Annotated in this window: 25 protein-coding genes; 15 read left to right on the top strand and 10 right to left on the bottom strand. The window is 71.6% G+C overall.

The window, feature by feature from the left end; all coding sequences use genetic code 11:
* Positions 1 to 63 precede the first annotated feature (63 nt).
* The gene (locus tag ACFYNL_RS18360) at positions 64 to 570 is read left to right on the top strand and encodes a GbsR/MarR family transcriptional regulator (RefSeq protein WP_388804090.1); all 507 of its coding nucleotides are present in this window, start codon (positions 64 to 66) and stop codon (positions 568 to 570) included.
* Between the two features lie 177 nt (positions 571 to 747).
* Here the strand turns inward: ACFYNL_RS18360 and ACFYNL_RS18365 are convergent, their stop codons facing one another.
* Complete coding sequence (locus ACFYNL_RS18365; RefSeq protein WP_388804094.1) at positions 748 to 1608, bottom strand: diacylglycerol kinase; 861 nt, start codon at positions 1606 to 1608, stop codon at positions 748 to 750.
* A gap of 196 nt (positions 1609 to 1804) precedes the next feature.
* On the opposite strand from ACFYNL_RS18365, the gene ACFYNL_RS18370 reads away from it, so the two are divergent.
* Together ACFYNL_RS18370 and ACFYNL_RS18375 are read left to right on the top strand one after the other, a co-directional pair.
* Positions 1805 to 3088 (top strand): adenylosuccinate synthase, encoded by a 1284-nt coding sequence (locus ACFYNL_RS18370; RefSeq protein WP_388804097.1) that lies wholly within the window; start codon positions 1805 to 1807, stop codon positions 3086 to 3088.
* A 132-nt stretch (positions 3089 to 3220) separates the two neighbouring features.
* Entirely contained in the window at positions 3221 to 3511 is a 291-nt protein-coding gene (locus tag ACFYNL_RS18375) for a hypothetical protein (RefSeq protein ID WP_388804100.1), read from the top strand.
* A gap of 16 nt (positions 3512 to 3527) precedes the next feature.
* Here the strand turns inward: ACFYNL_RS18375 and ACFYNL_RS18380 are convergent, their stop codons facing one another.
* From ACFYNL_RS18380 to ACFYNL_RS18390, 3 genes are all read right to left on the bottom strand, one after another.
* Entirely contained in the window at positions 3528 to 4178 is a 651-nt protein-coding gene (locus tag ACFYNL_RS18380; RefSeq protein WP_388804102.1) for a hypothetical protein, read from the bottom strand.
* A gap of 304 nt (positions 4179 to 4482) precedes the next feature.
* Complete coding sequence (locus tag ACFYNL_RS18385; RefSeq protein WP_388804105.1) at positions 4483 to 5184, bottom strand: GntR family transcriptional regulator; 702 nt, start codon at positions 5182 to 5184, stop codon at positions 4483 to 4485.
* A gap of 125 nt (positions 5185 to 5309) precedes the next feature.
* Positions 5310 to 6665, bottom strand: a complete 1356-nt coding sequence (locus tag ACFYNL_RS18390) for an aspartate aminotransferase family protein (RefSeq protein WP_388804108.1) — start codon at positions 6663 to 6665, stop codon at positions 5310 to 5312.
* Between the two features lie 167 nt (positions 6666 to 6832).
* Here ACFYNL_RS18390 and ACFYNL_RS18395 point away from each other — a divergent pair, with 167 nt between their 5' ends.
* From ACFYNL_RS18395 to ACFYNL_RS18405, 3 genes are all read left to right on the top strand, one after another.
* Complete coding sequence (locus tag ACFYNL_RS18395) at positions 6833 to 7456, top strand: type 1 glutamine amidotransferase family protein (RefSeq protein WP_388804111.1); 624 nt, start codon at positions 6833 to 6835, stop codon at positions 7454 to 7456.
* Positions 7453 to 7911: a MarR family winged helix-turn-helix transcriptional regulator gene (locus ACFYNL_RS18400; protein ID WP_388804114.1), complete on the top strand. Its 459-nt coding sequence runs from the start codon at positions 7453 to 7455 to the stop codon at positions 7909 to 7911. Before ACFYNL_RS18395 ends, ACFYNL_RS18400 begins: the two co-directional genes overlap by 4 nt.
* Before the next feature lie 90 nt (positions 7912 to 8001).
* Positions 8002 to 9927, top strand: a complete 1926-nt coding sequence (locus ACFYNL_RS18405) for a protein kinase (RefSeq protein WP_388804117.1) — start codon at positions 8002 to 8004, stop codon at positions 9925 to 9927.
* Between the two features lie 47 nt (positions 9928 to 9974).
* On the opposite strand, the gene ACFYNL_RS18410 is transcribed toward ACFYNL_RS18405, so the two are convergent.
* Positions 9975 to 10727 (bottom strand): SLATT domain-containing protein, encoded by a 753-nt coding sequence (locus ACFYNL_RS18410; RefSeq protein ID WP_388804120.1) that lies wholly within the window; start codon positions 10725 to 10727, stop codon positions 9975 to 9977.
* Positions 10728 to 11049: 322 nt separating this feature from the next.
* Here ACFYNL_RS18410 and ACFYNL_RS18415 point away from each other — a divergent pair, with 322 nt between their 5' ends.
* The 4 genes from ACFYNL_RS18415 (at position 11050) to ACFYNL_RS18430 (ending at position 13507) form a co-directional block, all read left to right on the top strand.
* Entirely contained in the window at positions 11050 to 11394 is a 345-nt protein-coding gene (locus tag ACFYNL_RS18415) for a YbaB/EbfC family nucleoid-associated protein (protein ID WP_388804123.1), read from the top strand.
* 92 nt (positions 11395 to 11486) lie between these two features.
* On the top strand, positions 11487 to 12086 hold the full coding sequence (gene recR / locus ACFYNL_RS18420) for a recombination mediator RecR (RefSeq protein ID WP_019753753.1): 600 nt from the start codon (positions 11487 to 11489) through the stop codon (positions 12084 to 12086).
* Entirely contained in the window at positions 12079 to 12738 is a 660-nt protein-coding gene (locus ACFYNL_RS18425; RefSeq protein WP_388804127.1) for a DUF5063 domain-containing protein, read from the top strand. The genes recR and ACFYNL_RS18425 overlap by 8 nt, the downstream gene beginning before the upstream one ends.
* Before the next feature lie 241 nt (positions 12739 to 12979).
* Positions 12980 to 13507, top strand: a complete 528-nt coding sequence (locus ACFYNL_RS18430; RefSeq protein WP_388804130.1) for an SgcJ/EcaC family oxidoreductase — start codon at positions 12980 to 12982, stop codon at positions 13505 to 13507.
* Here the strand turns inward: ACFYNL_RS18430 and ACFYNL_RS18435 are convergent.
* The 4 genes from ACFYNL_RS18435 to ACFYNL_RS18450 form a co-directional block, all read right to left on the bottom strand.
* The gene (locus tag ACFYNL_RS18435) at positions 13473 to 14846 is read right to left on the bottom strand and encodes a sensor histidine kinase (RefSeq protein WP_388804133.1); all 1374 of its coding nucleotides are present in this window, start codon (positions 14844 to 14846) and stop codon (positions 13473 to 13475) included. The genes ACFYNL_RS18430 and ACFYNL_RS18435 overlap by 35 nt on opposite strands.
* A complete protein-coding gene (locus ACFYNL_RS18440; protein ID WP_388804136.1) occupies positions 14843 to 15547 on the bottom strand; it encodes a response regulator transcription factor in 705 nt (234 codons plus the stop codon). Before ACFYNL_RS18440 ends, ACFYNL_RS18435 begins: the two co-directional genes overlap by 4 nt.
* An 88-nt stretch (positions 15548 to 15635) precedes the next feature.
* The gene (locus tag ACFYNL_RS18445) at positions 15636 to 16823 is read right to left on the bottom strand and encodes a cytochrome P450 (protein ID WP_388804139.1); all 1188 of its coding nucleotides are present in this window, start codon (positions 16821 to 16823) and stop codon (positions 15636 to 15638) included.
* Entirely contained in the window at positions 16813 to 17559 is a 747-nt protein-coding gene (locus ACFYNL_RS18450) for a tRNA-dependent cyclodipeptide synthase (protein WP_388804142.1), read from the bottom strand. The genes ACFYNL_RS18445 and ACFYNL_RS18450 overlap by 11 nt, the downstream gene beginning before the upstream one ends.
* A 278-nt stretch (positions 17560 to 17837) precedes the next feature.
* Here ACFYNL_RS18450 and ACFYNL_RS18455 point away from each other — a divergent pair, with 278 nt between their 5' ends.
* The 4 genes from ACFYNL_RS18455 (at position 17838) to ACFYNL_RS18470 (ending at position 22474) form a co-directional block, all read left to right on the top strand.
* Positions 17838 to 19115 (top strand): aspartate kinase, encoded by a 1278-nt coding sequence (locus ACFYNL_RS18455; RefSeq protein WP_388804145.1) that lies wholly within the window; start codon positions 17838 to 17840, stop codon positions 19113 to 19115.
* Entirely contained in the window at positions 19115 to 20179 is a 1065-nt protein-coding gene (locus ACFYNL_RS18460) for an aspartate-semialdehyde dehydrogenase (protein ID WP_388804148.1), read from the top strand. Before ACFYNL_RS18455 ends, ACFYNL_RS18460 begins: the two co-directional genes overlap by 1 nt.
* Before the next feature lie 409 nt (positions 20180 to 20588).
* The gene (locus ACFYNL_RS18465) at positions 20589 to 21263 is read left to right on the top strand and encodes a SigE family RNA polymerase sigma factor (RefSeq protein ID WP_388804151.1); all 675 of its coding nucleotides are present in this window, start codon (positions 20589 to 20591) and stop codon (positions 21261 to 21263) included.
* A 158-nt stretch (positions 21264 to 21421) separates the two neighbouring features.
* Positions 21422 to 22474: a hypothetical protein gene (locus ACFYNL_RS18470; RefSeq protein ID WP_388804154.1), complete on the top strand. Its 1053-nt coding sequence runs from the start codon at positions 21422 to 21424 to the stop codon at positions 22472 to 22474.
* Positions 22475 to 22623: 149 nt separating this feature from the next.
* On the opposite strand, the gene ACFYNL_RS18475 is transcribed toward ACFYNL_RS18470, so the two are convergent.
* Entirely contained in the window at positions 22624 to 23439 is an 816-nt protein-coding gene (locus tag ACFYNL_RS18475; protein ID WP_388804157.1) for an SURF1 family protein, read from the bottom strand.
* Positions 23440 to 23721: 282 nt separating this feature from the next.
* Between ACFYNL_RS18475 and ACFYNL_RS18480 the strand changes: the two genes are divergently transcribed.
* On the top strand, positions 23722 to 25560 hold the full coding sequence (locus ACFYNL_RS18480; RefSeq protein ID WP_388804160.1) for a prolyl oligopeptidase family serine peptidase: 1839 nt from the start codon (positions 23722 to 23724) through the stop codon (positions 25558 to 25560).
* Positions 25561 to 25571: the final 11 nt, after the last annotated feature.

A 25571-nucleotide genomic window follows, 5' to 3' on the forward strand; every position in this document is an offset into this window, starting at 1 on the left:
GTACGCTTACTTCAGAAGTTTGTGAAGTTAAGGAAGTTACTGAATCATCGATAGGATGGGCGCATGACGGAATCAGCCGAGTCCGGGCGGAACGCGGAGGCCGTGTCGAAATTCGTGGAGGGCTTCGCGGCGCAGCTCGTCGAGGCCGGGATGCAGCGCATGGCCGCGCGGGTCTTCGCCGCGCTGCTCGCGTCCGACTCCGGGGCCATGACCTCCGCCGAACTCGGCGAGCAGCTCCAGGTCAGCCCGGCGGCCATCTCAGGGGCCGTGCGCTACCTCGCCCAGGTGCACATGGTCTCGCGCGAGCGCGAGCCGGGCTCACGACGGGAGCGGTACCGGGTGCACAGCGACCAGTGGTACGAGGCGCTGACCAACCGCGACGCCGTGCTCAAGCGCTGGGAGCAGACCCTGCGCGAGGGCGTCGACAGCCTCGGACCCGCGTCCCCGGGCGGGCAGCGCATCGCCGAGACGCTCGCCTTCTTCGAGTACCTGGAGGGCGAACTCGGCAAGCTGATGGAACGGTGGCGGGAGCACCGGGACCAGGCCTTCGGCCGGGGAAGCCCCCGCTAGGAGTTCCGGGGCCGTCGGCCTCCCGCCCGGGACACCCGGCAGCCCACGCTCGCCGCCCCGGCGGCCCGCACCGCTCCCCGCTCACCGCCCCGGCGGCCCGCACCGCTCCCCGCTCGCCGCCCCCGCAGCCCGCACCGCTCCCCGCTCACCGCCCCCGCAGCCCGCACCGCTCCCCGCTCACCGCCCCGGCAGCACCAGCCGCAACCCGCCTTCCCCCACGGTCCAGGTCCGTCTGCGCAGCGGCCCCGAGACCGTCGCGTCGGCCCGGTAGCGGAAGTGGGCGCCCGACACCGTCACCGTGCGCCCTTCGGCCCGCAGCGGGGCGGCCTCCGCGCCCACCGAGGACGGCCGTACCTCCACCTCGGCCACACCGGTGGCCCCCGGCGTCACCGACACCGCCTCCACCGGCTGGTCGAGGTCCACCAGCGTCGCCCCGTCGACCTCGACGCGCAGCCGCGACGGCCCGGACACCGCGGGGAGTGTGCCCCGGGCCGGCACCAGGGTCCGTACCAGCGACTGGCAGGTCCGCAGCCACGGCCGTGAGACACCCGCTCCCACCGCGGTCGCCCCTGCCGGCTCGGCGTCGAGGTCCCGCACCGGCGGGATCCGCAGCGCGCCCAGCACCACGCCGTCGCTGTCGTCCACGAGGAGGTCCAGGCGCCGCTCCGCGCCCTCCAGCACGGCACGGGCCGCCGCCACCGCCCCCGTGGGCACCCCGAGGGAGTCCGCCAGGGACAGCACCCGCCCGACGGGCACCATCGACAGCACGCACTCGGCCAGCTCCCGCTGCCGGTGCAAAAGCGACACGGCCCGCGTCAGCGCATGGTCGTCGCCCACGAGCACCGGCCGTCGCGACCCGCGCCGGGCCAGGGCCCGCGCGAACTCGTCCGGACCGTCCGGCAGGCACACCTTCGTCGCCGCACCCGCGCTGAGCACGTCTTTCGCGATCCTCACGGACTCCCCGTCCGTCCTGTGAGCGAGCGGATCGATCACCACCAGCAGCTGATCGGACGTCGCGAAAGTCGCCACCTCGGCCATGCCTCGCTTCCTCGGGTAGCATCTTTGTGCAAGAGCCCCTTGCGCTATTGCGCCAGGGGCTTCGTCTATTCCGGGGCCATCCGGTCCGACGGCGTGCGGCCAACGACGGTCGCCACCGATCGTGGTGTACACGGCGGAGACCCTCCGTGTACACCCCTGACCTTGGACATGCCCCGCCCGGAAGGGGTGTACGCGCGTGCCCGCACTTGTGCTGCTCGGTGCTCAGTGGGGTGACGAAGGCAAGGGAAAGGCGACGGACCTGCTAGGCGGCTCCGTCGACTACGTGGTGCGTTACCAGGGTGGTAACAACGCCGGCCACACGGTGGTCGTGGGCGATCAGAAGTACGCCCTGCACCTGCTCCCTTCCGGAATCCTGTCGCCGGGGTGCACCCCGGTCATCGGCAACGGTGTCGTCGTCGACCCGTCGGTCCTGCTCTCCGAGCTGAGCGGTCTGAACGAGCGCGGCGTCGACACGTCCAAGCTCCTCATCAGCGGAAACGCGCACATCATCACGCCGTACAACGTGACGGTCGACAAGGTGACGGAGCGCTTCCTCGGCAAGCGGAAGATCGGCACCACCGGTCGCGGCATCGGCCCGACCTACGCCGACAAGATCAACCGCGTCGGTATCCGCGTCCAGGACCTGTACGACGAGTCGATCCTGACCCAGAAGGTCGAGGCGGCCCTCGACGTCAAGAACCAGGTCCTGACCAAGCTCTACAACCGCCGCGCGATCGCCGTCGAGCAGGTCGTCGAGGAGCTGCTGGGCTACGCCGCGAAGATCGAGCCGTACGTCGCCGACACCGTCCTGGTCCTCAACCAGGCGCTGGAGAACGACAAGGTGGTCCTCTTCGAGGGCGGCCAGGGCACGCTCCTCGACATCGACCACGGCACGTACCCCTTCGTCACCTCGTCCAACCCGACCGCGGGCGGCGCCTGCACCGGCGCCGGCGTGGGCCCGACGAAGATCAGCCGCGTGATCGGCATCCTCAAGGCGTACACCACGCGCGTCGGCGCGGGCCCGTTCCCGACCGAGCTGTTCGACGAGGACGGCGAGGCGCTGCGCCGCATCGGTGGCGAGCGGGGCGTGACGACCGGCCGTGACCGCCGCTGCGGCTGGTTCGACGCGGTGATCGCCCGCTACGCGACCCGTGTGAACGGCCTGACCGACTTCTTCCTCACCAAGCTGGACGTGCTGACCGGCTGGGAGCAGATCCCGGTCTGCGTGGCCTACGAGATCGACGGCAAGCGCGTCGAGGAACTGCCCTACTCCCAGACCGACTTCCACCACGCGAAGCCGGTCTACGAGATGCTGCCCGGCTGGTCCGAGGACATCTCGAAGGCCAAGTCGTTCTCCGACCTCCCGAAGAACGCCCAGGCCTACGTCAAGGCGCTGGAGGAGATGTCGGGTGCGCCGATCTCCGCGATCGGTGTGGGCCCGGGCCGGGACGAGACGATCGAGATCAACTCGTTCCTGTGAGCCGATGTCAGGAGAAGGGGCGTCCCGTCGGGGCGCCCCTTCTCCTGATGGAGCAGTGAGTGAGCGAAGCGCGCATACCGCCCATAACGTGATGCCGTACGACTCAGCGGCGAACAGAGGAAGGTGAGCGTCATGCGCGTGCTGCTCCAGGCCCATCTCGACACGGAGAAGTCGAACGCTGTCATTCGCAGCGGCAAGATGCCCCAGGTGGTGAAGGGGCTCATGGACAAGATCAAGCCGGAATCCGCCTACTTCACCACCGACCACGGGGTCCGCACGATGTACATGGTCTTCGACCTCCAGGACCCGTCGGAGATGCCGTCGATCGCCGAGCCGCTCTTCTACGAGCTGGGCGCCGATCTGGACTACACGCCGGTGATGAACGCCGAGGACCTGCAGAAGGGTCTCGCCAAGATGAAGTAGGGCGGCTCCGGACGGGTCAGCTGAAGACGATCATCGACCCCTGCGCCAGGCTTCGCGTCGCCGCCGCGTGCAGCCCCAGCCACACATGCCGTTCGCGGGCGAAGGGGCTCGGGTCGTAGGGAGCGGGGACGGCCGGTTCCTCCAGGGCCGTGGGGCCCTGCGGGGGTTGGGGGGCGGCCGGAGGGTTGGCCGGGTCGATGCCGATCGCCTGGCCCACGAACTCCAGCTCGCGCAGGAGGGACTGGGAGGAGCCGAGCGGGCCGCCGCCCGCCAGGAGTTCATCGCTGGAGAGCGGGTCCGGGAAGTCGACGGGTACGTAGGCGCCCGCGTGGTCGTAGTGCCAGACCAGGTGCGACTGCTTGGCCGTCGACTCGAACATCTCCAGAAGCTGCTCGTAGTCGCCGCCCAGTTCGTCGACCGGGGTGACGGGCAGGCCGCAGACCTGGAGCAGGTAGGCGCGGCGCAGGAAGTGCAGTGCGTCGTAGTCGAATCCGGCGACCGGCGCGACGTCACCGGACAGGCCAGGCATGTACTGGTACACCGGCACCGGCGGCAGTCCGGCCTCGGCGAGCACGGTGTTGTATTGCGCGAGTTCCTCGGCGAACGGGTTGTCGGGCGTGTGGCACAACACGTCGACGAGCGGTACCAGCCACAGGTCACAGGCCAAAAGAGGGCTCCTCACACAGCGGTCGCACGGCGTGGCTCAGGCGTAGCACAGTGGTCAGGGAAGGGTAGTCGGTGCGGCTAGGGGGCGGATCCCCTCGCGCGGGCTCGATGTGCGGGTCCTCGCGCGGACTCCACGCGGGTTTCTCATGCGGGTCCCCCTTCGTGCAGGTCCCATACCCATACTCCGTGGCCCGCCTACCGGGTCCGCCCACCGGCTTTTCCGAGCCGTCCCGCGGGGCGCCGTCGTCCGCTCGCGGGACCGGCACCGGCAGGCCCGCTCGCCGGTACGCCGGGAGGATCCGCGCTCACCCGGACGCCAGCCGCTCGATCAGGGCGAGGGAGTCGGCGTCGTAGGCGGCGATGATCGCGCGGGCCGTCACCAGGTCCCGGCGCATCAGGGCCTCGACCAGTTCGGTGTGCCGGGACCACAGCCGGCCGCGCAGGTCGTCCAGGCCGCGCAGGTGCTGCACCGCGCAGACCCAGGACTCCACGCGCAGCCGGTGCAGGAAGTCGGCGAGGTACGGGTTGCCGAAGAGGGCGCCGAGCTCGCGCCAGAAACGCAGGTCGTAGCCGATCAGCACGGTCAGGTCGCCGGCGAGGGCGGCCCGCTGCGCCTCCTCGGCGCGGCGGCGTACGCCGACGACGGCGGCGTGGACGCGCGGGTCGTCGGGGTCACGGGTGCCCGCGGGGTCGGCGGACAGGACCTGGAAGATGCCGTCGACGACCAGGCCGCGGGCCTCGAGGATGCCGCGGTAGTCCTCGACGGAGTACTCGTGCACCCGGAACCCGCGGTGCTGGTCGGCCTCCAGCAGGCCCTGCGCGGAGAGGTCGACGAGCGCCTCGCGGACCGGTGTCGCGGAGACGCCGTACTGCTCGGCGATCTCCTTCACGGTGAATTCCCGCCCCGCCTGCAGCCGGCCTGCCAGCACCTCGTCCCGCAGCGCGTCCGCGATCTGCTGCCGCAGGGTGCTCCGCGTCACGGAGCCGTTGCTGCCGGTGCCGGGCATGGTCAGGACGTCTCCCGTCGTGGCGATGAGGTGGCGTGTGCGTACATGTCTACGAGCACGCCACCTTACGCGTTCGGCCTTCGCCGGACTTTTCGCGGCGAACGGCGTCCGAGCCGCCCCGGCGCCTACTCGGTGTACTCGTCGGCCACGGACAGCGCGGCGTCCAGCACGGCCAGGCCCTCCTTCAGCTCGGCCTCGCTCACGTTGCACGGCGGGACCACGTGCGTGCGGTTCATGTTCACGAACGGCCACACCCCGCCGGCCTTCATGGCGGAGCCGAACGCGGCCATGGGGGCGTTGGCCTCGCCGCTCGCGTTGTACGGCACGAGCGGTTCGCGGGTCTGTCGGTTCTTCACCAGCTCGACGGCCCAGAACATGCCGACGCCGCGCACCTCGCCGACGCTCGGGTGCCGCTCGGCCAGTTCGCGCAAGGCCGGTCCGACCACGTCGGCGCCGAGCCGGGCGGCGTTCTCGACGATGCCCTCCTCGGCCATCACGTTGATCGTGGCGACGGCGGCGGCACAGGCCAGTGGATGGCCCGAGTAGGTCAGACCGCCGGGGTAGGGCCGCCTGCCGAACGTCTCGGCGATCGCGGCGGAGATGGCGACGCCGCCGAGCGGCACGTATCCGGAGTTCACGCCCTTGGCGAAGGTCATCAGGTCCGGCGTCACGTCGTACAGGTCCGCGGCGAACCACTCACCGGTGCGTCCGAACCCGGCCATGACCTCGTCCAGGACGAAGACGATCCCGTACTTGTCGCAGATCTCGCGCACGCCCGCCAGGTAGCCGGGCGGTGGCAGCATGATCCCGGCCGTTCCGGGGATCGTCTCCAGGATGATCGCGGCGACGGTCGACGGGCCCTCGAAGGCGATCGTCGTCTCCAGGTGTTCGAGCGCCCGCGCGCACTCCTGCTCCTCGGTCTCCGCGTAGAAGCGGGAGCGGTAGTGGAAGGGTGCCCAGAAGTGCACCACACCGGCGGTGGCGCTGTCGGAGGCCCAGCGGCGGGGGTCGCCGGTGATGTTGACGGCCTGCTGCGTACCGCCGTGGTACGAGCGGTACGCCGAGAGCACCTTCGGGCGCCCGGTGTGCAGCCGCGCCATCCGCACGGCGTGCTCCACGGCGTCCGCGCCGCCGTTGGTGAAGAAGATCTTGTCCAGGTCGCCCGGCGTCCGCTCGGCGATCAGCCGGGCCGCCTCGGAGCGGGCCTCGACGGCGAAGGCGGGCGCGAAGGTGGACAGGTGTGCGGCCTGCTCCTGTATCGCGGCGACGACCTTCGGGTGCTGGTAGCCGACGTTCGTGTAGACGAGGCCGCTGGTGAAGTCCAGGTAGCGGTTGCCGTCGTGGTCCCAGAAGTACGACCCCTCGGCGCCGGCGACGGCGAGCGGGTCGATGAGCTCCTGCGCGGACCAGGAGTGGAAGACGTGCGCACGGTCCGCGGCCTTCACGGCGGCGCCGACCTCGGGATTCGGATGAGGGGTCATGCGGGCGAGGGTACGGAGCGCGGGGCCGGCCGCGGTATCGGCGTCCTGTCTGCGGTCGCGGGGTTTCCGCGACAGGGTGTCGACGGCACCGTCCACCCAATTGACAGCAGCCTGTCGAACTGACAGTATGTTGTCATATAGGGACGGCGAAGCCTCCAGGAGGAGTCATGGCCAGCAACACCGGCACCACCCGTAAGCCCGTGTACCTCGCGGTCTACGAAACCCTGGCCGACTGGGAGCCCGGCCACGCCACCGCGCAGCTGGCCCGCGCCGGCTACGAGATCCGCACGGTCGGCCCGACCCGCGAGCCCGTCACCACCGTCGGCGGCCTGCGCATCCAGCCCGACCTGGCCCTGGCCGACGTACGGCCGGCCGACGCGTGCCTGCTGATCCTGCCGGGCGCCGACCTGTGGGACGCGGGCGACGAGCTCGCGCCGTTCGCGCGCACGGCCCGCGCCTTCCTGGAGGCCGGCGTGCCGGTGGCCGCGATCTGCGGGGCGACGGCCGGCGTGGCCCGCGAGGGCCTGCTCGACGACCGGGACCACACCAGCGCGGTCTCCTTCTACCTGGCCGCGACCGGATACGGCGGCGGCGCGCGGTACGTGGAGGCCGACGCCGTCACCGACGGCGGGCTCGTCACCGCCGGTCCGACCGAGCCGGTCGCCTTCGCCAGGGAGATCCTGCGGCTTTTGAAGGTCTACGACGACGAGGCCGTGGACGCCTGGTACGGCCTGTTCCACGACTCCGACGCCGAGGCGTACGCGGTGCTGGAGAAGGCGGGCGTCCTGTGAACCGCGAGAACCAGGACCTGCTCAGCCGCAGCGCGCTCGGTGTCTTCCGGCTGAACGGCCAGTTCCTCGGGGTCGCCGAGGAACTGGCCCGGCCCTCCGGACTGACCGCGGCGTGGTGGCAGGTCCTGGGCGCGGTGCTGGGCGAGCCCCTCCCCGTCTCCGGTATCGCCCGCGCCATGGGCATCACCCGGCAGAGCGTGCAGCGCATCGCCGACCTGCTGGTGGACAAGGGCCTCGCCGAGTACCGGCCCAACCCCGCCCACCGCCGTGCGAAGCTCCTCGCGCCCACGGACGAGGGCCGCGCGGCGATCTCCCGCATCGACCCCGGCCACGCGGCCTTCGCGGACCGGCTGGCGAAGGAGTTCGGCGAGGCGGAACTCGCCGATGCCGTCCTGGTTCTGGAACGGTTGTCGGAGGTCCTCGACCAGATCGCCGTTCCTGTCACGGAACCGTAGACCCGGCCCCGTTCACCTCCCCACGGGCCGCACTATCGTGGGGCCGTCGCGTGGGCGGGGGCTTGCGCAGGCGGGGTTGGGGGGCGCGTGATGGAGAAGCTGGGGCCGGGGGATCCACCGCAGATCGGGGCGTACCGGCTGCTGGCGCGGCTGGGCGCGGGCGGCATGGGGGACGTCTATCTCGCCCGCTCCGACCGCGGCCGTACCGTCGCCGTCAAACTCGTCCGGCGGGAGCTGGCCGCGCAGGAGGAGTTCCGGGCCCGCTTCCGGCAGGAGGTGCAGGCCGCACGGCAGGTCGGCGGGTTCTGGACCGCGCCGGTGCTGGACGCGGACACCGAGGCCGAGGTGCCCTGGGTCGCCACCGGGTACGTGGCCGGGCCCAGCCTCCAGCGGGTCGTCGGACACGACCACGGGGCGCTGCCCGAGCGGTCGGTGCGGATCCTGGCGGCCGGGCTGGCGCACGCACTGGGGGACATCCATGCCGCGGGGATGGTGCACCGGGACCTGAAACCCTCGAACGTCCTGGTCACCATCGACGGACCGCGCGTCATCGACTTCGGGATCGCGCGGGCGCTGGAGACGGTCGGCGAGAGCGGGCTCACCCGCACCGGCGCGCTCATCGGCTCACCCGGGTTCATGGCGCCCGAGCAGGTGCGCGGGGACCGGATCACCCCCGCGTGCGACGTGTTCTGCCTGGGCTCGGTCCTCGCGTACGCCGCGACCGGCAAGCTGCCCTTCGGCTCCGTCGACAGCGGCGCGCACGCCGTGATGTTCCGGATCGCCCAGGAGGAACCCGATCTGGAGGGGATGCCCGAGGGCATCGCCGAGCTGGTCCGCGACTGCCTGCGCAAGGACCCCAGGGCCCGGCCGACGCTGGACCGCATTCTCGCGCGCACGGGCGCCGAGGACACCGTCGCCGACGGACGCTCCCGGGACCCGTGGCTGCCGAGCGCGCTGGTGGCCCAACTCGGGCGGCACGCGGTGCGGTTGCTCGACGCGGAGGACCCGGTGTGCCCGGCTGGTCCGGGTGGGGGCGGGCAGCCCGCGGCGGGCCCGCCGGAGCCGACCCCGGCGGCCTCCCCCGAGCACGCGCCGGCCGGCGAAACACCGCCGGACCGACTCCCCACGGTGTCCGCCCCGCAGAGCGGCCCGCCCGCCCCCGCGCGGTCGGGGCCCCCGCCGCACCCGGCGTACGGCTCCGCGCAGCAGCACCCGCAGCAGCCGGCGTACGGCTACCCGCCGGGGGACGTGAACCGGCCCCAGGGCTCGACGCCGCCGTACGGGCCGAACGAGCCGTTCGGCCCCAACCCGCCCCACGCCCAAGGTCCTTACGCCCAGGGCCCGGGACACGGCCAAGGGCCTTCCCGCCCTGCGGGACCGCCGTACGGCCCCCTCCCGCCGCACGACGCGCCCCTGCCGTACCTCCTGCCCGCCGCCCCACCCGAACCGCCCGCCCGCAGTGGCCGTTCCACGGCGGCGCTCGTCCTGGTCGCACTGGTCGTCGCGCTGGCGGCCGGCGGCTCGGTGTACGCCCTCATGAGCGGCGGGGGAGAGAAGCGAGCCGGTGACGACCCGGCCCCCTCGCCGACCGCCACGGCCACCACCACCGGCTCCTCGCCCTCCGCCCCGACGCCGTCCCCGACCCGGCCGGCGCCGGCGGACGGCGTGATCCCCACGGGGTACCTGGGCACCTGGACGGCCTCGATCGACAACGCCTCCGGCGCGAACAAGCGCCGGCTGACGATCCGGCAGGGCGACGTCGGCGACACGGTCCTCAGCCTCGTCGCCGACGGTCCGGCCGGCACCGGCACCTACCACTGCGTGTTCGAGGCGCGTCTGGCCGGACGGCCGGGCGCGCAGGGCCCGTTGGAGATCGGCCCGTCCACCGTGTCCTCCGGCGCCCCGGCGACCGCCTGCTCACCCGGCGCCGCCACCGAGATCACCCTGCTCCCGGACGGCCGTCTGGAACGCGTGAACACGAGCACCGGGGAGAAGCTCACGTACACCCGCCGGTGACGCCGGGCGCTTGTGCCGAGGAGCGCCCGCGGGCGGGTCCCCCTCGGTCAGCGGGGCTCCGGTGGCCGCTGGCGAGGCATGTTCGGCCGCGTCCCGTTCGACGGCGGCACCGAGAACCGCCCCGTCCCCACACCCGCGTCCTGCCGGGGTCCCCCGGCCAGCGCCGACTGGGTCCCCATGGGCGCGGACCCCGTCCGGAACTCCACCATCCAGTCGGCCGTCTCCGCCCGCACCAGCTCCGCCACGTCCTCCGAGAACCGCCGCAGCACCCCCAGACACCGCTCGGCCGCCTCGCTCGCCGTGCCCTCGGTCGGCCCCAGAACCTCCCGCACGCTCTCCGTCGCCCAGTCGAACTGCAGTACCTGAAGCCGCCGCTGCACCGCCTGAGCCGTGGCGACGTCCCTTATCCACCCGGACGTCACCCCGAAGAACCGGTCGACCGCGACACACGCCACCGCCAGCAGCAACGCCAGATACCCCCATGGCGCCGCCCCGCTCACCACGCCCGTCACATCCAGCAGGGGCAGCGCGGCCCCCACCACCGCCCCCGTCGCGGCCCCGCACCGCAGCGCCCGTGCTCCCCGCCGCTTCCACACCCGATCCGCGAGATACCACGTCGCCGTGTCCAGCGCTCCCCGCTCCACCCATCGGTACAGCTCGTGCAGCCGTACCGCGGGCTCCCCCCAGTCCCCGAGCGGAAACGCCCGCCCTCGAAGATCGCCCGGCCGCAGTCCGGCCGCCCCTTCGCCGCCCCGCCCGTCCCGAGGCGACCTGTCGGGCTGCATCTCCGGCTGACCCACCCGGCACTCCCTACTGATCACGGAGCGTGACCCCACGTACGAGCCGGGTACGACCCCCGCCACGTACACGACGTCACGCCACACCTGAGGCTGACGCGCCGGACCCTTCCTACCGCCCAATGGGTGGCGAAGAGATGCCTTTCGCCTCTTTTCCGCCCGGAAGTGGGGTCTTGGTCAGGTATAGGACTCCAGTTCCTCTCACTCGAAAGAGTGCTGCGGCGACGGCTGCCCGGACCACGTAGGCTCGTGCTGAACGGGAATCCGAGCGGGAAGACCCGTACAGAGCCCCGTTGCAGACCCGTACAGAGGCAAGGAGCTGATCGTGATCCCCGGTGGTGGCCAGCCCAACATGCAGCAGCTGCTCCAGCAGGCCCAGAAGATGCAGCAGGACCTGGCGCGGGCGCAGGAGGAACTGGCGCAGACGGAGGTCGAGGGCCAGGCCGGCGGCGGTCTGGTGCAGGCGACCGTGACGGGCTCCGGCGAGCTCAGGGCGCTGCGGATCGACCCGAAGGCGGTGGACCCGGAGGACACCGAGACCCTCGCCGACCTGGTCGTCGCGGCCGTCCAGGCGGCCAACGAGAACGCGCAGAACCTCCAGCAGCAGAAGCTGGGCCCGCTGGCCCAGGGCCTGGGCGGCGGCAGCGGCATCCCCGGTCTGCCCTTCTGACTCTCCGGGCGTTCCCCGCCTTGTCTTTCTAAGAGGGGCCGCCGCCAACTACCGTACGTACCGTAAGGAACCCCAGGAAGGACGGCAGTCCGTTGTACGAAGGCGTGGTCCAGGACCTCATCGACGAGCTGGGGCGGCTGCCCGGCGTCGGTCCCAAGAGCGCGCAGCGGATCGCCTTCCACATCCTCCAGGCGGAACCGACGGACGTACGGCGCCTCGCCCATGCCCTGCTGGAGGTCAAGGCGAAGGTCCGCTTCTGCGCGACGTGCGGGAACGTCGCACAGGAGGAGCTGTGCAACATCTGCCGGGACACGCGTCGTGACCCGGCGGTCATCTGCGTGGTCGAGGAGCCGAAGGACGTCGTGGCGATCGAGCGGACCCGGGAGTTCCGCGGTCGTTACCACGTCCTCGGCGGGGCGATCAGCCCGATCGAGGGTGTCGGGCCTGACGACCTGCGTATCCGGGAACTTCTCGCGCGGTTGGCCGACGGGACGGTCACGGAGCTCATCCTGGCCACGGACCCGAATCTGGAAGGCGAGGCCACGGCCACGTACCTCGCCCGCATGATCAAGCCCATGGGCCTGAAGGTCACCCGCCTGGCCAGCGGCCTCCCGGTGGGTGGCGACCTGGAATACGCGGACGAGGTGACCCTCGGCCGCGCCTTCGAGGGGAGACGACTCCTAGATGTCTGACGCCACGCTGCACGCGACCGGCCGGAATCCGGACGACTTCGCGGTCCAGATCGCCGACCAGATCGAGAGTTTCCTGGTGGCCGTGACGGAGGTCGCGAAGGGCGACGAGCCTGGCTCGACCGTGCCCTTCCTGCTCCTGGAGGTCTCCCAACTCCTCCTGGCCGGCGGCCGCCTGGGTGCGCACGAGGACATCGTTCCCGATGAGCGCTACGAGCCCGACCTGGGCCCGGAGCCGGACGTCGACGAACTGCGCGAGCACCTCGCCCGGCTGCTGGACCCGGTGGACGTCTACTCGGAGGTCTTCGACCCCTACGAGCCCCGCAAGGCCCCGGTCCCGGCCCGTATCTCCGACGACCTGGCCGACGTCATCACCGACCTCCGCCACGGCATGGCCCACTACCGTGCCGGCCGCACCACGGAGGCCCTGTGGTGGTGGCAGTTCTCGTACTTCTCCAACTGGGGGAGCACCGCGTCGGCGACCCTGCGGGCCCTGCACTCGGTCCTGGCCCATGTCCGCCTGGACCAGCCGCTGGAGGAGCTGGACGGCCTCGACACCGACCAGGCGATGGGCGACGACACCCTGGAGTTCGAGGCCGGCAAGGTGATGGAACAGGAGATCGGCGGCCCGCTGGGCCTGCACTCGGCGCAGTGAACTCGCCTTCTCGGGCGAGCGGTTGACGGCGGCGGGCCCGGCGGCCCGGCACGCCGTGACCTCGACTTCCGTGTGTGATCGGGTCGGTACACGCCGTGAATTGGGTCGGCCTTGTCCCGGGCCTGTACGTCCGCTGCACGGACGCTAACCGGCCGAAAGCGAGTCTGGAGTCACTCCCGCAGAGAACACCGCAGACGAAGCGGAGGGAGTCCACCCCCACCACGACTCGCTCGGAGACGCGATGACCCGTCGTTCCCTACGCAAGCACGCCGCTCTCGCCGCCGTAGCGACCCTGGCCGCCGCCGGCACCCTCGCCGCCGGTGTCGGCGTCGCCGGAGCCTCGCCCGCCGCGAAGCCGCAGACGAGGCACGGCAAGCCGGTCACCGAGGCGCAGGTGCTCGGGCTGTTCGACGAGTGGAACGCGGCTCTGCAGACCGGCGACCCGCAGAAGGTGGCCGCCCGGTACGCGAAGGACGCGGTCCTGCTGCCGACCGTCTCCGACGACGTCCGCTCGGACCGCGCCGAGATCGTCGACTACTTCGAGCACTTCCTGCGGAACAAGCCGGTCGGCACGAAGATCGAGTCGCACGTCGACGTCCTCGACAGGAACACGGTCATCGACGCCGGTACCTACGAGTTCGCGCTCACCGACCCAAGGACGGGCCGGGAGAGCACCGTCGAGGCCCGCTACACGTACGTGTACGAGAAGCAGGCGAACGGGCAGTGGCTGATCGTCAACCACCACTCCTCGAAGATGCCCGAAGGCTGATCGTCACCGACAGCCCGCCCCCGGGCGCGTCCCCGAGGGCGACGGTCCCGCCGTCGTCGGTCACCAACTGCCTGACGACGGCGAGGCCGAGGCCGGAGCCGGCCTTGCCGGTCAGGCCCTGGCCGCGCCAGAAGCGGTCGAAGGCGCGGGACTTCTCGGCGTCGGACATGCCGGGACCCTCGTCCAGGATCGAGACCCCGACCACGTCGCCGTGGGGCTCCACGAGGACGGTGATCGTCCCCCCGTCCGGTGAGACCTCCAGCGCGTTGGAGAGCACGTTGTCCAGTACCTGGTCCAGAGCACCGGGACTGGCCAGCACAGACAGCCGGCCGTCGATACTCCCCCTGAGCGTGATGGTGACTCCACGCTCGTCGGCGGCCGGCCTCCACACCGCGAGCCGTTCCCGCACGACGTCCATCAGCGGGAGCGGCTCGGCCGCCGCCACCTGGGCCTCGGCCCTGGCCAGTACCAGCAGGCCGTTGACCAGCCGGCTCATCCGGACGACCTCCGCGGTCGCCTGCTCCACGTCCTCGCGGACGAACTCGTCGTCCACGCCGTCCGCGATGTTGTCCAGGGACAGCCGCAACGCCGTGAGCGGCGTCCGCAGCTGGTGCGAGGCGTCCGCGACGAAGATGCGCTGGGCCGCGATCAGCGTGTCCAGACGTTCGGCGCCCTGGTTGAGGGTGCGCGCCAGCGTCTGGGTCTCCGGTGGGCCCGTCACGGGGGAACGGGCCGTCAGATCGCCGTCGCTGAACTTGCTTGCCATCTCGTTGAGTTGACGCAGGGGCCGGGTGAGCCGGCGGGCGGCCACGGCACCGATGACAGCGGCCACACCGAGCACCAGCAGCGCGAGGATCGCCCGGAAACCCCAGATCGTCCACAGGCGGCGGGTCATCTCGTCGGTCTGGTAGACGATGCGTACGGCCCCGACCACCGGGCCGTCCTTGCCGCCCGCTCGGGCGGGGACCGTGATCACCAGCTCGGGGCCCCAGATGAAGGACGAGCCCCAGTCGGTCGTGGCACCGCCCCGGTCGAGCGTCTTGGCCAGGGCCGCGTCCCGCCGCGGGCGTTCCAGGTCGGGCGCACAGTCCGCGGAGCCGGACACCTGGACGTCGCCGGGTGTCTCCTTGGCGTAGGCGACGGCCATCTTCTGCAGGGCCTGGCAGGAGGTGGGGTCCCCGTTGGCCAGCAGCAGGGCCATGGTGTTGGCCTCACGCACCACGGACGCCCTGGTGTCGCCCCGCAGCTGGGCGGTGAGCGAGAAGGCCACCGGCACCGTGAACAGGGCGACAGCCACCGCGACGAGCAGGATGTAGCTGCGGACGAGCTGGCGGATCATGAGGCGTCGCTGCCGCTCTCGCCGGCCCTGACGACCTCCAGCCGGAAGCCGACCCCGCGCACCGCCTCGATCGTGATCGCGCCGGCCAGCTTGCGGCGCAGCGCCGCCACATGCACGTCCAGCGTCTTCGTCGGCCCGAACCAGTTGGCGTCCCAGACCGCTTCCATGATCTGTTCACGCGACATCAGGGCCCCTGGCTCCTCGGTGAGGAAGGCCAGCAGGTCGTACTCCTTGGGCGCGAGGGCCACCTCCGTGCCGTCCAGACGGACGCGGGCGGCCTTGCGGTCGATGGTCAGGCGCGGGCCGTAGCGGTCCGGGCCGGCCTCGGCGGCGGCAGCGGGAGTACGGGGCTGCATCCGGCGCATGACCGCCCGTATCCGCGCGATGACCTCGCGGACGCCGAACGGCTTGGACACGTAGTCGTCCGCCCCGATCTCCAGCCCGACCACGCGGTCCGTCTCGTCGCTGCGGGCGCTGATCACGATGATCGGCACATCGCCGCGCTCGCGCAGCGCCTTGCAGACGTCGAGCCCGTCGGTGTCGGGCAGGCCGAGGTCGAGGAGTACGACGTCGTAGGGATCGTCGTGGCTCAGCGCGGCGGCACCCGTGCTGACCCACGCCACCTCGAAGCCGTAGCGCAGCAGCCCTCTTCGCAGGGACTCGGCGACCGGTTCGTCGTCTTCCACCAGCAGTACGCGCACATGCGAACCATAGTGTTTGAACTTTAAAGACGTCCGGCCGCCTGGCCCGGCAGTGATCAATGGGGGGACATCACGCGTCGCGTCCCGCTCACCACATCATCGGCAGCCGTTCCGGGATGCGCTTCATGAACCCGGTCCGCCACACCAGCTGCTCGATCGGCACCGCGAGCCGCAGCCCGGGCATCCGCTCCAGCAGGACCTCCAGGGCGATCTCGGCGTGTTTGCGGCCGAGGGCCGTGGCGGGGCAGTAGTGGCGGCCGCCGCCGAAGGAGAGGTGGGCGGTGGGGTTCTCCCGGCCGAGGTCCACCGTGTGGGGGTCGGGGAAGGCGTCCGGGTCGAAGTTCGCGCCCTCGACCAGCACCAGGACGAGCTCGCCCGCCCTGACCGGCACGTCTCCCAGCCGCACGTCCTCGGTCGCCAGCCGCGGCAGGCCGTCGCCGATGGACAGGTTGATGCGCAGGAGCTCGTCCACGGCGGCGGGGACCAGGGTGCGGTCGGCCAGCAGACGGGCGTGCAGCTCGGGGTGCTGGATCAGTGACACCAGCGCCATGGTCAGGAAGCCCGAGGTGGAGATGACCCCGGCGCCGAACATCGTCACCCCGACCGTCGCGAGCATCTCGTCGGTGAGGTGGCCGTAGTCGGGATCCTCGCGCAGGGCGGCCAGTTCGGCCATCAGGCCCGTCGTCGCCGGGTCGTCGAGCCGCTCGGTCATGTAGGCGATGTCGCGGTCCCAGTTCAGCCGGGCGCCCGCGACCGGGCAGGCCGAGTTCATGAACGCGATGTCCAGGCTCCGCATCAGCCGGGGGGCGTCCGCCGGCGGGACACCGAGGATGCGGCAGTGCATGCCCGCCGAGTACGGGTCGGCGAAACCGCCGCGCAGGTCCGCCGGGGCGCCCTCGCGGACCAGCCCGTCGACGAGTTCCGCGGCGTACGCCCGCATCCACTCCACCAGACCGGGGTTCTTCGGGTTCAGCGCCTTGAGCACGGCCTTGCGCAGCCCGGCCCCGGTGATGTTCCCCATGTTGTTGACGACCTCGGGCGGGATCGTCAGCGCGTACTGACGGGGCACCCCCGGGGCCGAGGTCTCCTTCAGGCTGAACCGCGGGTCCTCCAGGACCTGTTTGCACAGCTCGTACGAGGACACCAGCCAGGCCTGGTCACCGGCGATGGTGCGGACGCGCCGGACCGGGGTGGCGGCGCGCAACTCCTCAACCTCCTGCGGGAGTTGGTCGCCGCGCCAGGAGAACGGGAAGTCGATGAGGGTCTCAGTCGGCATCGGTGGCCCCTTCCGCCGGCGTGACGATGGCGTGGCCCTGGTTGCGGGAGGCGCGCAGGCCGGCGCCGCGGGAGTAGAGGAGCTCGGCCATCGGCAGCAGCTGGTGGTAGCAGTTGAGGGAGGAAGGGACGCCGAGGATGGCGGGGGTGTCCAGGAAGAGGGGGGCCTCGGCGCAGACGTAGGCGAGGCAGACCTCGCGCTGGGCGTCGCCCGAGCTGCCCGCCTTGCCGGCCAGGAAGGAGTCGACGAGCTTCTCGCAGGTCGTGCGGAACTCGTCGTCGGTGGCGAGCCGGGCCTGAAGGTGGTCGTGGATCTCGCGGTACGCCGGGTTGCCCCGGAAGTCGGACATGGCGTGCGCGCGCAACCGGGTGCCGTCGGGGTCGACGGCCCGGACGGCTCCGAGGACCTTGGCCCGTACACCGCGCAGGTTCTTCACCGCCTTGCGGCGCGCGTCGTCCGGCGGATAGCCGGAGGCCGCGTACATCTCGGCCACGTACAGGTCGGTGTGGACGAAGTCCACACGCTCGAAGTGGGCGAGGCCCCAGCGGGCGAGGTCGTGGACGCGGCGGGCGGAGAAGTAGCTGTTGCCCGGGGAGATGCCGATGACGGCGTGGTCGGCGGCGGTGCGGATGACTTCGCAGTGGGGGGTGAAGGGCCGTATCTCGAAGAGGTCCGCCGCGGAATCGGCCGCCGTGTCGGCCCGGGTGACGTGCTGAGAACTGATCGCAGTCGTCAAAGGAGGAGAGTCCTTCGCGTCGCTAGTCCCTGGGGAGCCTTGTGCTCCTGGTGTGGCGACGACGACGCAAAGTTAATCGGCGACTACGGAGAGCGTCAACGGCCTTCCGGTGGCCGACGGGCGCCGGTAGTGACCTGCCCCACTTTCCGGAGTGCTCCGCTCCTCACCGGGCAGAGACCATCCCGGAGCGCCCGAATCTCACCATCTGGGAACCCCAAGGTCATTTTCGGACGCTCGATAGACTGAGCCGACACACACGGACTGAGCGAGGAGCGCACGTGGGCCTTGTCGTGCAGAAGTACGGAGGCTCCTCCGTAGCCGATGCCGAGGGCATCAAGCGCGTCGCCAAGCGGATCGTGGAAGCGAAGAAGAACGGCCACCAGGTGGTCGTCGTCGTTTCCGCGATGGGCGACACGACGGACGAGCTGATCGATCTCGCCGAGCAGGTATCGCCGATGCCTGCGGGGCGTGAGTTCGACATGCTGCTGACCGCCGGGGAGCGTATCTCCATGGCGCTGCTGGCCATGGCGATCAAAAACCTGGGCCACGAGGCCCAGTCCTTCACCGGCAGCCAGGCAGGCGTCATCACCGACTCGGTCCACAACAAAGCCCGGATCATCGACGTCACGCCGGGCCGGATCCGGGAGTCGATCGACCAGGGCAACATCGCCATCGTCGCCGGCTTCCAGGGCGTCAGCCAGGACAAGAAGGACATCACCACGCTGGGCCGTGGCGGTTCCGACACGACCGCGGTGGCGCTCGCGGCGGCGCTGGACGCCGAGGTGTGCGAGATCTACACCGACGTCGACGGTGTGTTCACCGCCGACCCGCGTGTGGTGAAGAAGGCGAAGAAGATCGACTGGATCTCCTTCGAGGACATGCTGGAGCTGGCCGCGTCCGGCTCGAAGGTGCTGCTCCACCGCTGTGTGGAGTACGCCCGCCGCTACAACATCCCGATCCACGTCCGGTCGTCCTTCAGTGGACTTCAGGGCACCTGGGTCAGCAGCGAGCCGATTGAGCAAGGGGACAAGAAGGTGGAGCAGGCCATCATCTCCGGTGTCGCGCACGACACCTCCGAGGCCAAGATCACGGTCGTCGGTGTGCCGGACAAGCCGGGCGAGGCTGCCGCGATCTTCCGCACGATCTCCGACGCCGAGATCAACATCGACATGATCGTGCAGAACGTGTCCGCCGCCTCCACGGGCCTCACGGACATCTCCTTCACCCTGCCCAAGGCCGAGGGCCGCAAGGCCATCGACGCCCTGGAGAAGAACAAGCACGGCATCGGCTTCGACTCGCTGCGCTACGACGACCAGATCGGGAAGATCTCGCTGATCGGCGCGGGGATGAAGACCAACCCGGGCGTCACCGCCGACTTCTTCACCGCGCTGTCCGACGCCGGTGTGAACATCGAGCTGATCTCGACCTCCGAGATCCGTATCTCGGTCGTCACCCGCGCCGACGACGTCAACGAGGCCGTGCGCGCCGTGCACACCGCCTTCGGGCTGGACTCCGACAGCGACGAGGCTGTCGTGTACGGAGGCACCGGACGCTGATGGGCGGGCTCGGATCCCGTCGGCCGACGCTCGCGGTCGTGGGGGCGACCGGAGCCGTCGGCACGGTCATGCTCCAGATCCTGTCCCAGCGAGCGGACATCTGGGGTGAGATCCGCCTGATCGCCTCCCCGCGCTCGGCCGGCCGCAAGCTGGCCGTGCGCGGCGAGGAGGTCGAGGTGGTGGCGCTCACCGAGGAGGCCTTCGCCGGGGTGGACGTCGCGATGTTCGACGTACCCGACGAGGTGGCCGCCCACTGGGCGCCGGTCGCCGCCGCCGCGGGCGCGGTGGTGGTGGACAACTCGGGTGCCTTCCGGATGGACCCGGAGGTGCCCCTCGTCGTCCCCGAGGTCAATCCGCACACCGTGCGGATGCGCCCGCGCGGGATCGTCGCCAACCCCAACTGCACCACCCTCTCCATGATCGTGGCGCTGGGCGCGCTGCACGCCGAGTTCGGGCTGCGCTCCCTGGTGGTGTCGTCGTACCAGGCGGTGAGCGGGGCCGGGCGGGCCGGCGTGGAGACGCTCCGGCAGCAGCTGTCGCTGGTCGCCGGGACGGAACTGGGGACCAGCCCCGGTGACGTGCGGCGGGCCGTCGGCGACAACACCGGGCCGTTCCCGGAGCCGGTCGCGCTGAACGTCGTGCCGTGGGCCGGGTCGCTGCGGGAGGACGGCTGGTCGTCGGAGGAGATGAAGGTGCGGGACGAGTCCCGCAAGATCCTCGGACTGCCGAAGCTGCCGGTCGCCGTGACCTGTGTGCGGGTGCCCGTGCTGACCGGGCACTCGCTGACCGTGCACGCCCGCTTCGAGGGCGAGGTGACGGTCGCCAAGGCGCGCGAGATCCTCGCCACGGCGCCGGGGGTCGTGCTGTGCGACGACCCGGGGGCCGGGGAGTTCCCGACGCCCGCCGATGTGGTGGGGACGGATCCGACCTGGGTCGGTCGGGTGCGACGCGCCCTCGACGACCCCACCGCGCTCGAACTCTTCGTCTGCGGCGACAACTTGCGCAAGGGCGCCGCTCTCAACACCGCGCAGATCGCCGAGCTCGTGGCGGCGGACTTTGCGTGAGGCGGCCTTTGCCACCGGAAAAGCAGTGGGCCTCGGCTGAAACGTTTGTAGGATCTGTGTGAAGAGTGTGAGCCGAACGATGGCCCGGACCACTTGATCCAGACCTCGACGGCAGCAGAAGATTTCCTCCCCGCCCTGCAACCGCTTGCAGGGCGGGGAGCGTCTTTGCGGTCGCCCTTATGGGGCGCGAGGCGCGTTTTCTGGCGTGGGGACGCCATGAGCAGGGCGTGGGGACGCCCGTTCATATGGACATAAGGGAAGAGCGGGTAGGCATGTGGGCGTTTGACGCACTGTCAGCTGTGCTGCCTGGCACGAGAGGGCCGGCCGTGAGAACCGCGGCCGCGGGCACGGCCGCAAAAGTGACGTCAGGCACGTACAACCCTCACGGGGGTAAGCGTGTCCAACTGGCGTGGCAGAGGTACTCGACTTCAGCGCGGCGACCCGCGGTACGGCTCTACGGCCGCCCCGCCGGCCCCGTATGCCCGGGGCGCCCGGCGGCATGCCGGTGATCGCGCCCATGCCCGCAGCGCGGCCCGCCCGCATCCCCAGTCAGCGCGACGGCGCCGAGCATGCCGAGAACACCGCGGCCGCCGGTACGACCGTCGACCACCTCACCGAGACCTACCGGGCGCACTACCGCTCGCTGCTGGGACTCGCGGCGCTCCTCCTCGACGACACCGCCTCCTGCGAGGACGTCGTCCAGGAGGCCTTCATCCGCGTCCACTCCGCGCGCAAGCGCGTCCGGGACCCGGAGAAGACGCTGGCGTACCTGCGCCAGACCGTCGTCAATCTGTCCCGCTCCGCGCTGCGCCGCCGGATACTGGGCCTGAAGCTGCTCTCCAAGCCGATGCCCGACATGGCGAGCGCGGAGGAAGGGGCGTACGACCAGCTGGAGCGCGACTCGCTGATCCGGGCCATGAAGGGTCTGCAGCGGCGTCAGCGCGAGGTGCTGGTCCTGAGGTACTTCGCGGACATGACCGAGGCGCAGGTCGCCGAGACGCTCGGCATCTCGCTGGGTTCGGTCAAGGCGTACGGCTCGCGGGGCATCGCGGCGCTGCGGGTCGCCATGGAGGCGCCGGCATGAGCGGGGACCGCCACGAACACGAGGGGCGGCGTCATCTGCACGTCCCCCACGAGCCCTCCGGGGACCCCCCGACGCCGTTCGGGCAGCGGGGGATACGTGAGCCGACCGGTCGGCCGGACAAGCAAGAGCCGAAGCAATCGCACGCTGGGAACGGAACTGTGAACCACGGCCCCGACGACCAGGGCCCCGAGGGGCTCGACTCGGACGAGCTGGCACTGCGACGCCTGCTGCACACGGCGGTCGAGGAGATCGAACCGCGCGACGGCACCCTGGACCATCTGCGGCGGGCGGTGCCCGCGCGACGGGCGCGCAAGCGGCAGGCGCTCGTCGGCGCGGCGGCCGCGGTGCTCTTCGTCGGCACCGCCGTCCCGGCCCTGGTGCACGTGTCCAACGCCACCGGCGCCAGCGTGAACTCGTCGAACGCCGGACACGGTGAGCAGGCCCAGGGCGGGGCCGGTCAGGGCAAGGAGACCGCGGGCGGCGAGAGCACCGCCGGCGGCTCCTCGGGCAAGAGCCAGGACACGGGCAAGGGCAGCGACAAGGAGAAGGACGAGGACACCGCCGGAACCGGTACGGGTACCGGCCCCGGAAGCTCCGGCGACCCCTTGGCGACCAGCACGGCCGGCGTCCCGGTCTGCACCGCCGAGCAGGTCGGCACCTCCGGTGGGACCGCCGATGTCCCCGACTCGTCCGGCGCGGTGTACGGCACCTTCACCTTCAGCAACGTCTCCACCGCCGAATGCACGGTGGGCGGCCCGGGCACGCTCGGCTACGCCACGGCCGGCGCGGCGGACGCCACGAAGATCGGCGCGGTCAGGCATGTCGCCGGCGACCCGGCGGTCAACCTGCCCGACCCGTCCCAGGAACTCCCCTCGCTCGTCCTGAAGCCGGGCGCCTCGTACCAGGTGAAGTTCGCCTGGGTCCCCACGGACACCTGCCCCACGACGGGCGACAACTCCGGCGGCAGCACGGGCGGCCCCGGCGAGCCCACCTCCGAGCCGACCCCGACCGAGACCACCCCCACCGGGACCGAGGGCACCTCCACGGGCGGCGACACCGGCACGTCGACGCAGTTGCTCACCGCGGAGGGCACGGCGGACGGAAGCGTCACGATCTCCAACACGGCGGAGGCGGGAACGACGGCTTCGGTGACGGTGTCCAACGCGTGCGCGGGCACCATCTACTGGACGGGTCTGCTGGCGGGAGCGTAGGCAGCGGCGAGGCGCAGGGCAGCGGGGGCGCTCACGGAAGGTGCGGCGCCCCGCGGGCCGCGCGCTCGCGGGCCGCGCACGGCACCCGGCCCTCCAGGGGCGCGAGCGGCCACGGGGGCCGTGCGCCCGGCCCGTCGTCCGGACGGACCCTAGGCGTTCGCCCGCTCCTGCGGCTGGTCCTCGGTCGGCGTCCTCGGGTGGTCCTCGTCCGCCACCAGGCCCAGTTCCGCGTCCCGGGCGAACTCCAGGTCGCGGCGCAGCAGCCGGAACCACATGAAGACCACGAAGCCCGCGAAGACGAACCACTCGCCGGTGTAGCCGAGGTTCTGGAACGCCTTCAGGTCGAGGCCGGTGTCGTTGGCGGCGGTCACCGGCACCGGCTTCATGCCGGAGTCGGCCTTGCCGAGCGTGATCCAGGCGTCGTAGACGTCGTACGAGACCAGGTTCACGAGTGATGCCGCGCTGATCGCCGCCGTCTGGCCGGACGGCAGGCCACCGCGGGCCGGAACGCCGTTCTCACCCGGTACCTCGGACGCCTGGAGCGCGCCGGTGACCGTGACCTCGCCGGTGGGCGCGGCGGGGGCCTGCGCCCGCTCGGCGTCACCGGGCAGCCAGCCCCGCACGACCGGTAGCGCCTTGCCGCCGTCGGTGCGCAGCAGCGTCAGCACGTAGAAGCCGCGCTTGCCGTCGAGCTCCCGGTCCGGCACCAGCAGCTGTTCGCCGTACCGGCCGCTCGCGGTGGCCTGCCTGCCCACCGTCGCCTTGTCGACGGGCAGCAGCTCGGCGAGCGGACGAGCCGGCTCCCGCTCGTTCTCCGCGGCCTGCTCACCGGCGTTGCGATGGTCCTCCACGCGCGCCTCGAACCGGCTCAGCTGCCAGGACCCCATGAACACGCAGAAGGGGATGGCGAGCAGCACGAAGACGTTGATCCCCCACCAACGGGGCGTCAGCAGAAACCGGTACACACCCTCCACGGTACGGGGCTCCCGCGCGGGGACCGGCCGCGGGGTCGGTACCGCTGGGTGAGGTGATCGCCCCCCGGCGGCGGCTCGTACGGCTCCGGCCGGAAGTCCGGGACGGTGAGGACGCGGCCGCTCCCTGCCCCTCACGTCCTCGGCCGGCGTGCCGGCGTGACGGCGAACGCGGCGGGCCGCTGTGCGCGGGGAGGTGGCGGGTCCGGGCGCAAGTTATCCACAGGCTGGGGGTCCGGCCAGCGGGTTGTCGGCCGGGCCGGGCACTATGGGGCCATGACTGAGAGCCACGTGTCCGATTCGCGGGATCACCTCAAGCACGACAAGGACATGCCGGACTGGGAGAGACGCTTCAGGGCACCCCGGGTGTCGCTGCCGGACTGGGCGGAGGACGCCCCCGACCGCGCCCTGTTCATCTCGAACGCGACCGGGACCTACGAGCTGTACGCCTGGGACCGCGCGACGGGCGAGCAGCGCCAGGTGACCGACCGGCCGAACGGCACCACGGACGGCGTGCTCTCCCCTGACGGCGCGTGGATCTGGTGGTTCGACGACAAGGACGGCGACGAGTTCGGCGTCTGGCGCCGTCAGCGCTTCGACGGCGGCGAGGACGAGCTCGCGGCGCCGGGCCTGGACCCGTCGTACCCGGCGGGCCTCGCCCTTGGCCGGGACGGCCGCACGGCGGTCGTGGGCCGCTCCACCGACGAGGACGGCACGACGATCCACCTGGTGCGCACCGGCGAGCCCCCGGTGGAGCTGTACCGCCACCGGGAGTCAGCGGGCGTCGGCGACCTCTCGCACGACGGCAGGCTCATCGCCGTCGAGCACACCGAGCACGGCGACGCGATGCACTCGGCCCTGCGCGTGCTTCGGCCCGACGGCTCGACGGTCGCCGAACTCGACGACACCAAGGCAGGCACCGAGGAGCTGGGTCTTGAGGTCCTGGGCTTCGCTCCGGTCGACGGTGACACACGCCTGCTCATCGGTCACCAGCGGCGCGGCCGCTGGGAGCCGCTGGTGTGGGACGTGGCGACGGGCGAGCAGAGCGTTCTCCCGCTGGAGCTGCCCGGCGACGTGAGCGCGGAGTGGTATCCCGACGGCACCGGTCTGCTGATCGTGCACAGCTTCGAGGCGCGCAGCGAGCTGTTCCGGTACGACCTGGCCGCGCGTGAGCTGGAGCGGATCCCGACCCCGGCGGGCTCGGTGTCGGGGGCGACGGCCCGTCCGGACGGCAGCGTGGAGTACCTGTGGTCGTCGGCGGCGGAGCCGTCGGTGGTGCGCTCGACGACGGGACGGGTGGTGCTGGACCCGCCCGGCATGAAGTCCCCCGGCTCGGTGCCGGTGCGGGACGTGTGGGTGCAGGGACCGGGCGGCCGTGTCCACGCGCTGGTGCAGCGGCCGGAGGGCGTGCAGGGCCCGCTGCCGACGGTGTTCGACATCCACGGCGGCCCGACCTGGCACGACAGCGACGCCTTCGCGGCCGGGCCGGCGGCCTGGGTGGACCACGGGTACGCGGTGGTGCGGGTGAACTACCGCGGCTCCACGGGGTACGGGCGCGCGTGGACGGACGCGCTCAAGCACCGGGTCGGCCTGATCGAGCTGGAGGACATCGCGGCGGTGCGCGAGTGGGCGGTGACGTCCGGGCTGGCCGACCCCGAGCGGCTGATCCTGACCGGCGGTTCGTGGGGCGGTTACCTCACCCTCCTCGGCCTCGGCACCCAGCCGGACGCCTGGGCGCTGGGCATCGCGGCGGTCCCGGTCGCCGACTACGTCACGGCCTACCACGACGAGATGGAGTCGCTGAGGGCCCTGGACCGCACGCTGCTGGGCGGCACCCCGCAGGAGGTGCCCGAGCGCTTCGAGGCGTCGTCGCCCCTGACGTACGTCGACCAGGTCAGAGCGCCGGTGTACATCTCGGCGGGGGTGAACGACCCGCGGTGTCCGATCCGGCAGATCGACAACTACGTGCAGCGGCTCCAGGCACGCGGGGCGGTGCACGAGGTGTACCGGTACGACGCGGGGCACGGATCGCTGGTGGTGGACGAGCGGATCAAGCAGGTCCGGCTGGAACTGGACTTCGCCGCACGGCACCTGGCGGGCGGGGCGCCGAAGTAGGACGGCTCGTC

This window comes from Streptomyces sp. NPDC007808, assembly GCF_042868655.1.
GTDB lineage: Bacteria > Actinomycetota > Actinomycetes > Streptomycetales > Streptomycetaceae > Streptomyces.

Bases quoted from the DNA above. Each gene is read 5' to 3' on its own strand.
- ACFYNL_RS18360 (WP_388804090.1), top strand. From the start codon at position 64: ATGACGGAATCAGCCGAGTCCGGGCGGAACGCGGAGGCCGTGTCGAAA.
- ACFYNL_RS18365 (WP_388804094.1), bottom strand. From the start codon at position 1,608: ATGGCCGAGGTGGCGACTTTCGCGACGTCCGATCAGCTGCTGGTGGTG.
- ACFYNL_RS18375 (WP_388804100.1), top strand. From the start codon at position 3,221: ATGCGCGTGCTGCTCCAGGCCCATCTCGACACGGAGAAGTCGAACGCT.
- ACFYNL_RS18385 (WP_388804105.1), bottom strand. From the start codon at position 5,184: ATGCCCGGCACCGGCAGCAACGGCTCCGTGACGCGGAGCACCCTGCGG.
- ACFYNL_RS18390 (WP_388804108.1), bottom strand. From the start codon at position 6,665: ATGACCCCTCATCCGAATCCCGAGGTCGGCGCCGCCGTGAAGGCCGCG.
- ACFYNL_RS18395 (WP_388804111.1), top strand. From the start codon at position 6,833: ATGGCCAGCAACACCGGCACCACCCGTAAGCCCGTGTACCTCGCGGTC.
- ACFYNL_RS18405 (WP_388804117.1), top strand. From the start codon at position 8,002: ATGGAGAAGCTGGGGCCGGGGGATCCACCGCAGATCGGGGCGTACCGG.
- ACFYNL_RS18425 (WP_388804127.1), top strand. From the start codon at position 12,079: ATGTCTGACGCCACGCTGCACGCGACCGGCCGGAATCCGGACGACTTC.
- ACFYNL_RS18430 (WP_388804130.1), top strand. From the start codon at position 12,980: ATGACCCGTCGTTCCCTACGCAAGCACGCCGCTCTCGCCGCCGTAGCG.
- ACFYNL_RS18435 (WP_388804133.1), bottom strand. From the start codon at position 14,846: ATGATCCGCCAGCTCGTCCGCAGCTACATCCTGCTCGTCGCGGTGGCT.
- ACFYNL_RS18445 (WP_388804139.1), bottom strand. From the start codon at position 16,823: ATGCCGACTGAGACCCTCATCGACTTCCCGTTCTCCTGGCGCGGCGAC.
- ACFYNL_RS18460 (WP_388804148.1), top strand. From the start codon at position 19,115: ATGGGCGGGCTCGGATCCCGTCGGCCGACGCTCGCGGTCGTGGGGGCG.
- ACFYNL_RS18480 (WP_388804160.1), top strand. From the start codon at position 23,722: ATGACTGAGAGCCACGTGTCCGATTCGCGGGATCACCTCAAGCACGAC.